The 15,245-nt window shown below is 69.9% G+C and carries 12 protein-coding genes; all 12 read left to right on the plus strand.

Annotation, left to right across the window (positions count from 1 at the left end):
* The first annotated feature begins 4 nt into the window (after positions 1–4).
* Positions 5–430, plus strand: a complete 426-nt coding sequence (locus ACIA8X_RS40590; protein ID WP_399460419.1) for a hypothetical protein — start codon at positions 5–7, stop codon at positions 428–430.
* The gene (locus ACIA8X_RS40595; RefSeq protein ID WP_399460420.1) at positions 427–2,922 is read left to right on the plus strand and encodes an Hsp70 family protein; all 2,496 of its coding nucleotides are present in this window, start codon (positions 427–429) and stop codon (positions 2,920–2,922) included. The genes ACIA8X_RS40590 and ACIA8X_RS40595 overlap by 4 nt, the downstream gene beginning before the upstream one ends.
* Positions 2,923–3,350: 428 nt before the next feature.
* Positions 3,351–4,133 (plus strand): DUF899 domain-containing protein, encoded by a 783-nt coding sequence (locus ACIA8X_RS40600; protein WP_393456165.1) that lies wholly within the window; start codon positions 3,351–3,353, stop codon positions 4,131–4,133.
* 401 nt (positions 4,134–4,534) lie between these two features.
* Positions 4,535–6,016: a xanthine dehydrogenase small subunit gene (locus ACIA8X_RS40605; protein WP_399460421.1), complete on the plus strand. Its 1,482-nt coding sequence runs from the start codon at positions 4,535–4,537 to the stop codon at positions 6,014–6,016.
* Positions 6,013–8,430: a xanthine dehydrogenase molybdopterin binding subunit gene (gene xdhB / locus ACIA8X_RS40610; RefSeq protein ID WP_393456171.1), complete on the plus strand. Its 2,418-nt coding sequence runs from the start codon at positions 6,013–6,015 to the stop codon at positions 8,428–8,430. Before ACIA8X_RS40605 ends, xdhB begins: the two co-directional genes overlap by 4 nt.
* Before the next feature lies 1 nt (position 8,431).
* Positions 8,432–9,241: a xanthine dehydrogenase accessory protein XdhC gene (gene xdhC / locus ACIA8X_RS40615; RefSeq protein WP_393456174.1), complete on the plus strand. Its 810-nt coding sequence runs from the start codon at positions 8,432–8,434 to the stop codon at positions 9,239–9,241.
* A gap of 166 nt (positions 9,242–9,407) precedes the next feature.
* A complete protein-coding gene (locus ACIA8X_RS40620; RefSeq protein WP_393456177.1) occupies positions 9,408–9,911 on the plus strand; it encodes a nucleoside deaminase in 504 nt (167 codons plus the stop codon).
* Between the two features lie 300 nt (positions 9,912–10,211).
* Positions 10,212–11,171: a hypothetical protein gene (locus tag ACIA8X_RS40625; protein WP_393456180.1), complete on the plus strand. Its 960-nt coding sequence runs from the start codon at positions 10,212–10,214 to the stop codon at positions 11,169–11,171.
* Positions 11,172–11,188: 17 nt separating this feature from the next.
* Positions 11,189–12,235 carry an NAD(P)/FAD-dependent oxidoreductase gene (locus ACIA8X_RS40630; RefSeq protein WP_393456183.1) on the plus strand — a complete coding sequence of 349 codons (1,047 nt, stop codon included), beginning with the start codon at positions 11,189–11,191 and terminating at the stop codon, positions 12,233–12,235.
* A gap of 34 nt (positions 12,236–12,269) precedes the next feature.
* Positions 12,270–14,078, plus strand: coding sequence for a carbamoyltransferase (locus tag ACIA8X_RS40635; RefSeq protein WP_399460422.1), 1,809 nt, complete (start codon positions 12,270–12,272; stop codon positions 14,076–14,078).
* Positions 14,079–14,098: 20 nt separating this feature from the next.
* Entirely contained in the window at positions 14,099–14,584 is a 486-nt protein-coding gene (locus ACIA8X_RS40640; RefSeq protein ID WP_393456189.1) for an SRPBCC family protein, read from the plus strand.
* Positions 14,585–14,589: 5 nt separating this feature from the next.
* Positions 14,590–15,207: a histidine phosphatase family protein gene (locus ACIA8X_RS40645; RefSeq protein WP_393456192.1), complete on the plus strand. Its 618-nt coding sequence runs from the start codon at positions 14,590–14,592 to the stop codon at positions 15,205–15,207.
* The last annotated feature ends 38 nt before the right edge of the window (positions 15,208–15,245 follow it).

Consider the following 15,245-nt stretch of genomic DNA (forward strand, 5'->3'; position numbering starts at 1 on the left):
TCTGATGCCGTCCACCCCATCGGGCGCCGGGACCCCCACCCCCGCGCCCCCCGCGCTCACCGCCCCCGTCCCCCTGGAGGCCGACGCCCTCGTCGAGCTCGCCACGGCCGTATGGCGGCTGCGCAACAAGGTCGATGCGATCGAGGCGGCCGACGGCATCTCCGCCGGGGTGCGCCGTCACCTCGACGCCGTGGTGGACGCCCTCGTGGAGAGCGGCGTACAGACCCGGTCGTACGAGGGCACGGCCTTCGACCCGGGGCTGCGGATGCGGGTGCTGGCCTACCAGCCGATGGCCGGCCTGGAACGCGACGAGGTCGTGGAGACCGTCCGGCCCGCCGTGTACCTGCGCGGCACGCCCCTCGCACTCGGCGAGGTCATCGTGGGCACGCCGCCGGAGGAGTCGGACGAGACAGGGGGAGCTGACCAGTGAGCAGGAGCACCATCGACATCGGGATCGACCTCGGCACCACCAACAGCGCGGTCGCCGTACTGCGCGGTGTGCAGACGGAGGTGATCAAGAACAACGACGGCGACGAGACCACCCCGTCGGCGATCTGGATCGACCGCCGGGACCGGCTCTTCGTCGGGAGGCCGGCCCGGGAGCGCCGCGAGCGCGACCCGGACAACACCTGCGCCGAGTTCAAACTGCGCATGGGCACGTCCGGCCAGGACATGCGGTTCCCCGCCGCGGGCCGCACCCTGACGCCCGAGCAGATGTCCGCCGAGGTGCTCTCCGCACTGCGGGCCGACGTCGCGGCCCGGCTGGAGGAGGAGATCCGCGCGGCGGTGATCACCGTGCCGGCCGCGTTCGACCTGAACGCCTGCGACGCCACCCGGCGCGCGGCGGGCCTCGCGGGCCTGGAGTTCACCCGGCTGCTCCAGGAACCCGCGGCGGCGGCCCACGCGTACGGCTTCCAGGCCACCGACGAGAACGCGATGTGGCTGGTGTACGACTTCGGCGGGGGCACGTTCGACGCGGCCGTGATCCGGCTGCGGGACGGGGAGTTCTCCGTCGTCGGCCACTGCGGCGACAACTTCCTAGGCGGAAAGCTCGTCGACTGGCGGATCGTGGAGGACCTGCTGATCCCGGCCGCCGTCCGCCAGGTCCCGAAGCTGGCCGGACTGTCCCGCGGCAACCCGCGGTGGCGGGCGGCCGTAGCCGCGCTGAAGCACGCCGCCGAGACCGCGAAGATCCGGCTCTCCCGCGCGCACACCGCCGACGTCGACGTCGAACTCGTCGACGACACCGGCGGCCGGTACGAGTTCTTTCACGAGCTGCGCCGCGCCGACGTGGAACGCCTCGCCGAGCCCTTCGTCACCCGGTCCGTCAACCTGTGCCGTACGGCCCTCGACGAACTCGGCGCGGGAGCGGGCGACATCGAGAAGGTGATCATGGTGGGCGGGCAGACCGCCATGCCCTTCCTGCGCGAGCGTCTGGCCGACCCGCGCCAAGGCCTCGGCATCCCGCTGGACTTCGGGCACGATCCGATGACCGTCGTGGCCCGTGGCGCCGCGATCTTCGCCGGTGCCCAGCCGCTGCCCGACGACTGGACCGCGCCCGTGCCGGAGCCCGGCGCCTTCACGCTGCGCTGCGAGTACCCGCGGGTCAGCCCCGACCTGGACCCGGTGGTGGTCGGCCGGGTGACCGCCGCCGACGGCACGGCCGCCTCCGGCATGTCCGTGGAACTGCTCAACGAGGTGTCCGACCCGCCCTGGCACAGCGGCCGCATCGCCCTGTCCGCACGCGGTGAGTTCACCAGCACCCTGCGCGCCGAACCGGGCAGGCGCAACACGTTCACGGTCATCCTGACGGACCCCACGGGCGCCCGGCAGCGCCTCACCCCCGACCAACTGACCTACACCGTCGGCGCCGTGGAGACCGAGCCCATGCTCACCCACGCCCTCGGCGTCGGCCTCACCGACAACCAGGTGCGCCCGCTCGTCGAACGCGGCGCACGGCTGCCGGTACGGCGCACCGCACCGCTGCGCACCACCGTCACCGTCGAACGGGGCGCGAGCGGCGGGCTGATCCGCATCCCCGTCCTGGAGGGCGAACGCGCCCGTGCCGACCGCAACCGGACCATCGGCCGCATCGACGTCGGCGCCGACCGGGTGAGCCGGACCGTGCCGGCGGGCAGCGAGGTACGGCTCACCGTCGAGATCGACGCCTCCCGGCTGGTGAAGGTCAGCGCTTTCGTACCGCTGCTGGACGAGGCGTTCGAGACCACCGTCAACCTGGTCGGCGAAGCGGCCGTCGACCACACCGAACTGCTCCTGGACGTGGACGCGGAGCGGGCCAGGCTCGCCGAACTGCGCGCCCGCTGCGGCTCGCTGCCCAACCCGGTCGCCGACCTGCTGCTCCGACGCGTGGACGACGAGGACCTGCTCGGCGAGCTGGACCGGGCGGTTCAGGCGGCCCGGCACGCCCCGGACGAGGCGGCCCGCGCCGCCAAGTGCCTGCTCGACGTGCGGCTCGCCCTGGACGCCGTGGAGGACGAACTGACCTGGCCCGAACTCGTCCGCGGGGCCGAGTCGTTGCTGACCGAGGTCCGTGACCTGGTCGTCGCCCACGGCAGCCCCTCCGACCGCGAGGACCTCCCGCTCCACGAGCGTGACATCGCCGACGCCGTGGAGTCCCGCGACGCCGACCTCCTGCGCCGCCGCACCGAGCGACTGCGCGAGCACGCCACCCGCGTCCTGGACCGGGCAGGCGTCCTGCAGCCCCTCATCTTCGACAACCTCACCCGCTACCGCGACCGCATGCGCCACCGGTCCAGGGCCGACCGCCTCATCCGCGAAGGCGAACGCGCCCGCGACGCCGGCGAACAGGAAGGCCTGCGCTCCATCAACATCGAGCTCCAGTCCCTCCTCCCCGAACCCCCACCGCCCCCGGACCTGACGAGCACGGTGCGGGCCGGCTGAGCGCGGCCGCTACCGGCTGTGCCCCGGGCTGGTGAGGTGGCGTGGCGGAGCCGATCGCCGGCCGGCGGTCAGGAAGTCGGCTTCACGACGTGGGCGATGGCGACAACGCCGATGCCGACCGCAGCCATCGGCCCGGCATGCGCCCAAGGAGCAGGCCATGCAGGCCGAGAACAGCGCACGCGAGCCAGAGTGCCCCCACCACGAGCGCCAGCGGCAGCAGCAAGGCCGCAAATGATGGCGACATGACCGATCCCCCGGCGCTCTGGTGGCCTCCTTGCTCCCCGGCCGGCCAGAAGTCTCGCACGCCCGAGCGCCCCACCGCGATGAGTTCCGGCGTGGGCGCGGGTCTGTCCTGGTGTCGTAGGACGTCGTCGTCGTAGGACCTCGTCATACGACGCCGCCCGGCACGAGACACCACGGAGGACGCCATGACGACCACGCCGAGTGACCCGACCACCCCGCTGCCCGGCCGCCCGCCCGTCGTCGACCTGGCCACCTGGCAGGCCGCCCGGGACGAGCTCCTGGTCCGGGAGAAGGCCTACACCCGCGAGGGCGACGCGCTCGCCGCGGCCCGCCGCCGGCTGCCGATGGTGGAGTTCGACGGGGCGGTCGAGGTCGTCGGACCCGACGGCCCGGTCCCGTTCCTGGACCTGTTCCAGGGCCGCGACGAGCTCGTGGTGTACCAGCACATGTGGTACGACGGCGCGCCGCACCAGGGGCAGTGCGAGGGCTGCACCACCACGGCCTGGCATCTGAAGGACGCCGTCTACCTCAACGCCCGCGGCGTCTCGTTCGCCGTCCTGACCACGGGCCCGTGGGACGAGGTGGCCTCCTACGTCGAGTTCATGGGCTACACCCAGCCCTGGTACTCGGTGCGCGACGTGGCCGCGCCGGTCGGCGGCGAGATGGGCTACCTCACCTGCTTCCTGCGCGACGGCGACCGCGTCTTCCTCACCTACTCCACGACGGGCCGGGGCAACGAGCGGGTCAACGGATCCCTCGGCCTGCTCGACATGACGCCCTACGGCCGCGGCGAGGCATGGGAGGACAACCCCGAGGGCCGGCCCGAGGGCGGCAGCCCGTGCTGGTCCTGGCGTTCGGACGCGGACGGGAACGCCACCTGGGGCCCGACCAGCCGCCCCGTGCCCCAGTGGACCCGCCCCGGCGCGACCCCCGTGCAGACCCTCGGCCGACACGGCCACCACCACTGACGCGGCTTCTTCGGCGGCAGGTGACAGGAATCCCCTCGGCTCTTGAGATGCCGAAGTCAACCCCTTGACCTCGATGGCCCCGGCCACTATTTTGCGGTAGACGTCGGCCCATAACGACCGAAAGGAGGCGACCGGCAGATGAACACCAGCTCTGATCTTGGTCGCCTCGCCCAGCGCACCGTCTGGGTTCCGGGTCGCATCGCGCACGGCTGCTGAGTACGCCGTTCTGATGTGCCCCTCTGTGGCACATTCCGGGTTTCCCGTCACCACTTTCCGGCACGTCGCTGTTGCGTGCCCTTTTGCGCCCGCTTCTTTCACGTGGCGCACTTGAACACAGAAAGCTGCCTGAAATTGGCGAACATCATGAATCGACCGATCACGCACGGAAACGAAGGCCTGTCATGACAGAGGCGCGGATCACGGTCAACGGGAAAGAAACACCGATTTCACCGGCGGCGCCCCACACCACAGTGCTGGATTTCCTGCGCGAGCGTGGCCTCACCGGTACCAAGGAGGGCTGCGCCGAGGGTGAGTGCGGCGCCTGCTCGGTCCTGGTGGCCCGTCCCGGAGTGAACAAGCCCACCGACTGGGTGGCGGTCAACGCCTGCCTGGTCCCGGCGGCGGCGCTGGACGGCCAGGAGGTCATCACCTCCGAGGGCCTCGCCACGGTCGGCGAAGACGGTACGGCGCCCACCCTGCACCCGGTGCAGGAGGAGATGGCCGTCCGCGGCGGCTCCCAGTGCGGCTACTGCACGCCGGGATTCATCTGCAGCATGGCCTCCGAGTACTACCGGCCCGACCGCTGCGCGCACGGCGACCCGGCGGACGGCGCCGACGCGGCCGAAGGCCACGACGCCGAGCACGGTCCGAACGGCTTCGACCTGCACGCGCTGAGCGGAAACCTGTGTCGTTGTACCGGCTACCGCCCCATTCGCGATGCCGCGTTCGCCGTCGGTGAGCCCACCGACGAGGACCCCCTCGCGCAGCGTCGCGAGCAGGACCCGCCCGCGGCGGTCGCCACCGAATACGCCCAGGACGACGCCACGTTCCTGCGGAAGAGCACCCTGGCCGAGACGTTGCGGCTGTTGCGCGAGCGGCCCGACGCCGTGGTGGTCGCAGGCTCCACCGACTACGGCGTAGAGGTCAACATCCGTTCCCGCAGGGCGGATTGCGTCGTCGCCATCGACCGGCTCGCCGAACTGCGCGAGCTGCGCGTCGAGTCCGACCACATCGAGATCGGGGCGGCGCTGACGCTCACCGAGATCGAGCGCCGCCTCGACGGCGACGTACCGCTCCTCGCGGAGCTGTTCCCGCAGTTCGCCTCCCGGCTGATCCGCAACGGTGCGACCTTCGGCGGCAACCTGGGTACCGGCTCGCCCATCGGCGACAGCCCGCCGGTGCTGCTCGCCCTGGAGGCATCGCTGGTGCTCGCCGACGCCGACGGTGAGCGCGTGGTCCCGCTGGCCGACTACTTCACCGGTTACCGGCAGAGCGTGCGCCGTCCCGGCGAGCTGATCCGCGCGGTGCGCATCCCGACGCCGTTGTCGCCGGTCACGGCCTTCCACAAGATCGCAAAGCGCCGCTTCGACGACATCTCCAGCGTCGCGGTCGGTTTCGCGCTCGACATCCAGGACGGCATCGTCCGCAAGGCCCGGATCGGCCTGGGCGGCGTGGCCGCCACCCCGATCCGCGCGCTCGCCACCGAGGCCGCCCTGGAGGGCGAGCCGTGGTCGGAGGAGACTGTAGAGGCCGCGGCCCGGGTGCTGCGGGGTGAGGGCACGCCGATGGACGACCACCGCGCCAGCTCCCTCTACCGTTCCGCGATGCTCGGCCAGAGCCTGCTCAAGCTGCACGCACAGACCACCGAGGCGGTGTCGTCATGAGTCACCTTTCCGAGCGCCCCGAGAAGCCCGTAGTCGGCGTCTCGCTGCCGCACGAGAGTGCCTTCCAGCACGTCACCGGCACCGCGCTCTACACCGACGACCTCGTGCAGCGCACCAAGGACGTGCTGCACGCCTACCCGGTCCAGGTCATGAAGGCCCACGGCCGGATCACCGCGCTGCGCACCGAGCCCGCGCTCGCCGTGCCCGGCGTGGTCCGCGTGCTGACCGGCGCCGACGTGCCCGGCGTCAACGACGCCGGCATGAAGCACGACGAGCCGCTCTTCCCCGACGAGGTCATGTTCCACGGCCACGCGGTCGCCTGGGTGCTCGGCGAGACCCTGGAGGCGGCCCGGCTCGGTGCGGCGGCCGTCGAGGTGGAGCTCGACGAGCAGCCCGCGCTGATCACGCTGCAGGACGCGATGGCCGCGGAGAGCTACCACGGCGCCAGGCCGCTGATGGTGACCGGCGACATCGACGCCGGCTTCGCCGACTCCGCGCACGTGTTCACCGGTGAGTTCCAGTTCGCCGGTCAGGAGCACTTCTACCTGGAGACCCACGCCTCCCTCGCCCAGGTCGACGAGAACGGGCAGGTGTTCATCCAGAGCAGCACCCAGCACCCGTCGGAGACCCAGGAGATCGTCTCCCACGTGCTCGGTGTGCCCGCTCACGAGGTGACCGTGCAGTGCCTGCGGATGGGCGGCGGCTTCGGCGGCAAGGAGATGCAGCCGCACGGGTTCGCGGCCGTCGCCGCGCTCGGCGCCAAGCTGACCGGCCGCCCGGTCCGGTTCCGGCTCAACCGGACTCAGGACCTGACGATGTCCGGCAAGCGGCACGGCTTCCACGCCTCGTGGAAGATCGGCTTCGACGCCGACGGCCGTATCCAGGCCCTCGACGCCACGCTCACCGCGGACGGCGGCTGGAGCCTGGACCTGTCCGAGCCGGTCCTCGCCCGGGCGCTGTGCCACATCGACAACACGTACTGGATCCCCAACGCGCGTGTCGCCGGCCGCATCGCCAAGACCAACACGGTCTCCAACACCGCCTTCCGCGGCTTCGGCGGACCCCAGGGCATGCTGGTGATCGAGGACATCCTGGGCCGCGTCGCGCCGCAGCTCGGCCTCGACCCCATGGAGCTGCGCGAGCGCAACTTCTACCAGCCGGACCAGGGCCAGACGACGCCGTACGGGCAGCCGGTCACCCAGGCCGAACGGATCTCCACCGTCTGGCAGCAGGTGCAGGACGACGCCGGCATCGCCGACCGCAAGCGCGAGATCGCGGCTTTCAACGCCGCGCACCCGCACACCAAGCGGGCGCTCGCGATCACCGGCATCAAGTTCGGAATCTCGTTCAACCTCACCGCCTTCAACCAGGGCGGCGCGCTGGTGCTGATCTACAAGGACGGCTCCGTCCTGATCAACCACGGCGGCACCGAGATGGGCCAGGGCCTGCACACCAAGATGATCCAGGTGGCCGCGACCACGCTGGGCATCCCGCTGCACAAGGTCCGCCTCGCCCCGACCCGTACCGACAAGGTGCCCAACACCTCGGCGACCGCGGCCAGTTCGGGCGCGGACCTCAACGGCGGGGCCATCAAGAACGCCTGTGAGCAGCTGCGCGAGCGGCTGCTGCAGGTGGCCGCCTCCCAGCTGGGTGCGAACGCCTCCGACGTACGCATCGTCGAGGGCGTCGCGCGCGCCCTGGGCAGCGACAAGGAGCTGGGCTGGGACGAGCTGGTGCACACCGCGTACTTCCAGCGGGTGCAGCTGTCGGCGGCCGGTTTCTACCGGACCGAGGGGCTGCACTGGGACGTGAAGTCGTTCCGCGGCACCCCGTTCAAGTACTTCGCCTACGGCGCCGCGGCGACCGAGGTGGAGGTCGACGGCTTCACCGGCGCGTACCGGATGCGGCGCGTGGACATCGTGCACGACGTCGGCGAGAGCCTCTCCCCGATGATCGACATCGGTCAGGTCGAGGGCGGCTTCGTGCAGGGCGCGGGCTGGCTGACGCTGGAGGACCTGCGCTGGGACACCAGCGACGGGCCGCACCGCGGACGGCTGCAGACCCAGGCGGCGAGCACGTACAAGCTGCCGAGCTTCTCCGAGATGCCGGAGGAGTTCAACGTCACCCTGCTGGAGAACGCCACGGAGGAGGGCGCGGTCTACGGCTCCAAGGCCGTGGGTGAGCCTCCGCTGATGCTGGCGTTCTCGGTGCGCGAGGCGCTGCGGCAGGCCGCCGCCGCGTTCGGGCCGGCCGGGGTGAGCGTGGATCTGGCGTCCCCCGCGACGCCGGAGGCGGTGTTCTGGGCGATCCAGGAGGCCCGGCGCGGCGATGTCTCGCACAACGGTCAGGTCCTCGACGGATCCGCCGTCAACGGCAGGGTCCGCACCGACGTAGAAGCGCTGAGCGGTGCCTGACATGACATGGATCGCCGCGGTCGCGCGGTTGCGGGCACGCCGGGAGTCCGGTGTCCTCGTGACCGTCGCGACCGTGCGCGGCCATGCCCCGCGGGACGCCGGAGCGAAGCTGGTCGTGGGGGAGAGTGCGACCTGGGGCTCGATCGGTGGCGGCAACGTCGAGGCCGTCGCGATCGACCGTGCCCGGGAGATGATCGCCGCGTCCAAGCCGGAGCCCGAGCTGATGGATTTCGCGCTGAACGACAAGGTGACCAACCAGCACGGCGTGCAGTGCTGCGGCGGCACGGTCCAGGTGCTGCTCGAACCGCTGCCGGTGGTGCGGGCGGTGGCGATCTTCGGCGTCGGGCACGTCGGTCTTGAACTGGCGCGCATCCTGGCACGTCAGGACCTCGACCTCCATCTGATCGACACCCGCTCCGACATCCTCACCAAGGAGCGGCTCGACGTGCTGGCGGACGCGGTGGCGCAGGTGCACACGCATCACACGCCGCTGCTGCCCGAGGAGGTGCTGGAGGAGCTGCCGCGCGGCACCCACATCCTGATCATGACCCATGATCACGCCGAGGACGCCGCTCTGTGCGACGCCGCCCTGCGCACCACCCATCTCGGCTCCATCGGGCTGATCGGGTCGGCGGCCAAGTGGGCGCGGTTCCGCAAGCGACTCGCCACCGAGGGCGGTCACGACGACGCCACCATCGACCGGATCAAGACCCCGATCGGGCTGGCCGACATCACCGGCAAGGAACCCGCGATCATTGCCGTGAGTGTCGCCGCGGATCTGCTGCGCACCTTCGAGGCCGGGGAGAGCTGAGTCCTCATACGAATCTACGAGAGGCGCCAGCCGACCAGCCAACTCCTTCATGGGTTCGGTGACTGACCCCCGACGGGGCCCGGCGGGTGTACTTGCGACTGGGAGAAGGCGCTCGCCGCCAAGCCGCATCCGGGGAGTCCCCACCGTCTGCACACAAGGAGTGACCGTGACCGCGTACACCCAAGAAACGAGCATCCAGGAGATCGAGCGCGCCTGGATGGACGAGGCCATCGGCCTTGCCACCACCAGTGTGAAGAACGGCGGCGGTCCGTTCGGCGCACTGATCGCCAAGGACGGCGAGATCGTCGCGATCGGGAACAACAAGGTCACTTCGAACCTGGACCCGACGGCGCACGGCGAGGTGAGCGCGATCCGTGCCGCCTGCCAGAAGCTGGGCACCTTCTCGCTGGAGGGCTGCGTCCTGGTCACCTCGTGTGAGCCGTGCCCGATGTGTCTTTCCTCCGCGCTGTGGGCGCGCGTCGACCGGATCATCTTCGCCGCTGATCGGGATGACGCCGCGGTGGCCGGTTTCGATGACCGCAAGTTCTACGACCTTTTCGAAAAGAAGCCCGCGGAGCTGTGGCCGGTGGCGATCGAGCGAGTGGACATGCCGAACCGTACGGCGCCCTTCGACGCGTGGCTGGCGAAGTCCGACCGCATCGACTACTGAGAACGCGGTTCACCGCGAACTTGAATGAGGCCCCCGGGCCGCTGTGTTGAGATATCCGACGACTCAACACAGCAGCCTGGGGGCCTCGTTGGCTTTTTGACTTTCTGACTTCCTGGCTTTCCGGCTTTCCGGCTTTCTGCCTTGTGCACTTGGCACTGCCCGTCTGAGCTGCAGTTCCGTAGAAACGCACAAACTGCGGATCCCAGGCCGATCAAGGTTTCATGTTTTCAACGCCTGGCCGGAACAAGCCAGTTGACGATGAACTCCTTGGACAAGCCGAATCGACGAACTGGAAAAGCCTTGTCCGAGAAGCTGCCTGGCCGTCAGATCGAGATTTCCTGGCCCGACCTTGGCATTACGGTCACCGCCGACCTTGACGACCGCAACCCGGCACTCGCCGACGCCCTGTGGGAGTCCCTGCCCTATCAGAGCCTCCAGGGACACGCCCTCATCGCGGGCGAACACCTCTACCACGTGGCGCCGATACCCACGCTGCTGCACACCCCCCACACCACCCGTATCCCCGACCGGCGCGAGGCCCCCGACGGCACCGTGTTCTGCTCCGGCCTTCAGCACCTGGGCATCAAGTACGGCACCCTGACCGAGCCGATGCCCGCCACCCCCGTCGGCCGGATCCGCGAGGCGGACATGCCCGCCCTGCTGGAAGCCGGGGCCGCGATCTGGGACGCCGTCTACGCCACGAAGAAGCAGATCCTCGCCGAGGTCCGCCGGGCGGGCGAACCGGGCGGCCGACGCATCCCGATGCTCCACGCCACCAACACGGCCGCCAGCCACCTGATCGCTGACATCTACGCCGAGACCGAGAAGATCTGGCTCGCACCCCCGGCCGAGCTGGACGACCTCCACCAGGGCGTCATCCCCTCCCAGGCGGGCAACTTCGGCACCGTCCTGCCCACCCTGCTGTTCGTCAACGGCGAGACCCGGCCCCTGGGTTACGCCGCCTACGGCGGACTCGTCCGCGCCGCGGTCCAGGGCATGCCCATGGACTCCCTCGTCCACATGACCCGCCTGCTGGTCGGCGTCCCCGCCGAGTTCCTGGGCTACTGCGGTCTGGAGAAGCTGTGGGCGTTCACCCAGCGCTTCCTCGACGTCCTCGACCGCCTCGACCGTGACGACTTCTACGCCGTCACCAGCCAGATGGCCCTCTACATCAACTGCCTCGGCGGCTGGAACCTCCAGCTGTACCCGTGGCAGACCGGAGACCACCTGCGCCAGCAGGTCGCCACGGTTGGCGCGTAGCGATGCCCGGAGCGACCTTGAGCGCCCTGCCTGCCCACGCTGACGTCGTCGTCATCGGCGGGGGAGTGATCGGAACCTCCGCCGCCTACCACCTCGCCGAAGCCGGCGTGAACACCGTGCTGCTGGAACGCGGAAGCCTCGGCGGCGGGGCATCCGCGCACACGGCGGGCATGGTCCGCACCTACTTCCCCGGCGACCCCCACACCGGGCGGCTGGCCGTGCGCAGCCTGAACGCCTATCACGACTTCGCCCGCCACACCGCGGCCCCCCTCGCCCTGAAGCGGCTCGGTTTCCTGGTGCTGTTCACCGACGAACAGCAGATCGCCGACTTCGAGGCCGGCCATCAGGCCCAGCAGGCCGCCGGCGTCCAGGTCGACCTGATCAGTGCCCGCGAAGCGTCCGGACTCAACCCGCTGATCAACGAGCGCGCCGTCCTGGCCGCCGCCTGGTCGCCCGAGGCGTACCACGTGGACGGCCTCGACATCGTCCGCGGTTACGCCGCCGCCGCCCGCAACCACGGCGCGCGCCTGTTCACCCACACACCCGTCACCCGCATCGACGACGACAACACCGTCCACACCCCGCAGGGCGTCATCAGGGCGGACAGCATTGTGTGTACGGCCGGGCCCTGGTCCGGCGAGGTGGCGTCCATGGCGTCGGTCGACCTGCCGATGAGACCCCACGCGATCGAGATGCTGTTCACCGACCTCCCGCCCTCCCCGCACCCCGATCTGCCCATGACGATGCATGCCACATCCGGCCTGCGGATCCGCTCATGGAAGGACCGCATCCTGCTCGCCATGGGCGTACCCAAGGCCGGCGAAACACGCGAGGCCTGGCTCGGCCGTATCACCGGCCATCTCGGCACCCTGTTCCCCGCCTTGGACGGCATCGGCCTGCACCGCGCGTGGACCGGCGATTTCGACGCCAGCCCCACGAACACCGCCTTCATCGGCGAACACCCCACCCGCCGCTTCCTGTACGCGGCCGGATTCACCGGCGCGGGCCTGTGCCAGGCGCCCGCGGCAGGGGAGAGGCTCCGCGACCTGCTGATCGTCAAGTAGCCCCCTACCAGGCCCCACACCAGGAAAGAATGCCGTGATTGTTCTCGGATGTAATGGCTTCAGCCGGGTGTCGGAGTTCTTCTCCGAACGCCTCGGCGCGACCGGCATCAACAAGCACTACCTCTTGGGCCACGACGCCGCCGCCGCGCTCCTGATCGACGGCCGTCTGGTCGCCGCGGTGGAGGAGGAACGCCTCAACCGGGAGAAGAAGACCACCGACTTCCCCGTGAACGCGATCGACTGGTGCCTGAAGGAAGCCGGGATCACGTTCGACGACGTCGACCTGTTCGCCTTCCCCTGGAACTGGTCCGCCCAGGTCCTGAACGAGATCCTGGACGGCATCCGCACCTCGCCGATGCCGCAGGCCGCGAAGTCCCGCCTCATGGGCGACATGGCCGACCTCTTCGACCAGGTCGTCAGCCACGAAGCGATCCTCGCGGACTTCGAAGCCCGTACCGGACACCGCCCCGACCCGGCCAAGGTCCGTTTCGTTCCCCACCACTTGGCCCACGCCACGACCGGCTACTACCTGGCCGGCATGAAGGACGCGGCCTTCCTCGTCAGCGACGGCCGAGCCGAACGCTTCTCGACCTTGACGGGCGAGATCCGCGACGGCCGGATCACCGTCTTCGACGACACGGTCACCGGCGCCCAGTACTCCATGGGCACCCTGTTCTCCTCCATCACCCGCTTCCTCGGCTTCGTCCCCAACAACGACGAGTACAAGGTGATGGGCCTGGCCGGATATGCCGCCCCGCCGACGCCGAACCCGTTCGTCGACCAGCTCCTGACGCTGCACGACGACGGCCGCTACAGCTTCACCAAGCCCCTGCAGACCGACAACCTGCACAGCCACGACGCCCTGTTCGAGGAGTACTTCGGGCCCTTCGAGGACACCCTCGAATACACCTCCCGCGTCGCCGCCGCCGCACAGCAGATGCTGAACGTCGCCACCGCCCACCAGGTCCGCCACCTACAGAAGCGGACGGATCTCGACCGGCTGCTGTTCGAAGGCGGCGTAGCCCTGAACTGCCTGAACAACACCCCGATGTTCGAAGGCTCCCGCTTCGAGGACATGCAGGTCAGCTTCGGCGCCTCGGACACCGGCATCACCATCGGAGCCGCGGCCCACGCCTGGCTCAACCACCCGGACACCGCCCCCGCGGACATCCGCGCCGCCGCCTCCGCACCCGTCACCCCCTACCTGGGCCCGTCCTACGACGAGGCCGCGATCGAGAAGGCCCTCCAGACCTTCACCGACCGTGTCGTCGTCTCACGCCTGGACGACGACGAGGTCATCGAGCAGGTGGCGGAGCTGCTGACGCGGAAGGTCGTCATCGGCTGGTTCGAAGGCCGCATCGAGCACGGGCCACGCGCGCTGGGGCATCGCAGCATCCTCGCCAACCCCGGCTTCACCGACATCAAGGACATCATCAACACCCGGGTCAAGCACCGCGAACCCTTCCGCCCGTTCGCTCCCCTCGTCCTGGAGGAGCAGGCACCGAAGATCTTCGAGATGGGCCGCAAGACCAGCTCGCCCTACATGACGTTCGTCTTCCCGGTCCGCGACGAGTACAAGGACCGCATCCCAGGCGCCGTACACGTGGACGGCACCTCCCGCATCCAGACCCTGACGGACGAGGGAACCCCACGGCTCACGGCGCTGCTGCGGAAGTTCACCGAACTCACCGACACCCCGTGCCTGATCAACACCTCGTTCAACGTCGCCGGCGAACCCATCGTCTGCACCCCTGCCGACGCCCTGAACTGCTTCATGGGCACCGAGATCGACTATCTGGTCCTCGGAGAAACCACCTCATCGCCAAGAAGTAGCAAGAAGTAACAAGAAGTAAGGAGCACCCCGTGCCGATCCAGATCCAGCGCAAGCACACCATGTACCACTCCACCATCCTGGAGGCCGACCCGGACACCGTGTGGGCGACCGTCCGCGACGCCATGCAGATCCTGGACATCGTGTCCCCTGGCGACCTGGACATCCACCGGGACGTCAGCTGGGTGGAGGGCGGCTCGGTCGACACCGTCCCGGCCCGCTACGACTTCAAGCTCACGCTGAACGGCCGTCTCGTCCAGCAGGAGATCGCCGCCCGCGACGAGATCAACAAGACCCAGTCCTACCGGGCTGTCGCCCCCACCAGCGGTGTCGCCAAGTACGAGGCCACCATCCGCGTCTTCCCCATCACCAATGACCCGGCCCGCAGCTTCTTCGACTGGTCGCGGACCCTGGACATCGCCGAGGACGCCGACCTGAAGGTGGTCGAGGCCATCATCGACGTCATGGAGAAGCAGACCGACGCCGTACGGGACCACTTCGCGCAGACCTCGAAGTGAGTGACGTGACGACGCTCGTACTGCTGCGGCACGGCGAAACCCTGCTCACCCCACAGCGGCGGCTCTCCGGCAGCGGAGGATCCAACCCGGGACTCTCACCGGCCGGACGCCGCCAGGCCGAGGCGGCGGCAGAGGCTCTCGCCCACCGCGGCGACATCGCGGCGGTCGTCACGTCACCGATGCGGCGCTGCCGGGAGACGGCTCATTCCGTGGCCGCGCGCCTCGGCCTGAGCGTCCAGGTCGACCGGGACCTGCGGGAAGCGGACTTCGGCGCCTGGGAAGGCCTGACCTTCACCGAAGTCCGCGAACGCTACCCGGACGACCTGAGCGCATGGCTCGCCTCGCCCGAGAGCCCACCCTCGGGCACGGACGAGACCATGCGACAGCTCACCCGCAGGGTCACCGCCGTACGAGACGCCCTCCTGGCCCAGTACGCCGGCGCCACGGTCCTGGTCGTCTCCCACGTCGGCCCCCTCAGAACCCTGATCCGCCTCGCCCTCCAAGCCCCACCACACAGCCTGTTCCGCATGGAAGTCGCAGCGGCCTCCCTGTCGACGGTGACGTACGACGAGGACGGCACCGCCACGGTGCGGGCCCTCAACGACACCCACCACGTGAACTGAACGGCACGTTCGAAGGGCCCCGCCGCGAATGGTGGGGC

Source organism: Streptomyces sp. NPDC051738 (assembly GCF_044453205.1).
Classification (GTDB): Bacteria; Actinomycetota; Actinomycetes; order Streptomycetales; family Streptomycetaceae; genus Streptomyces.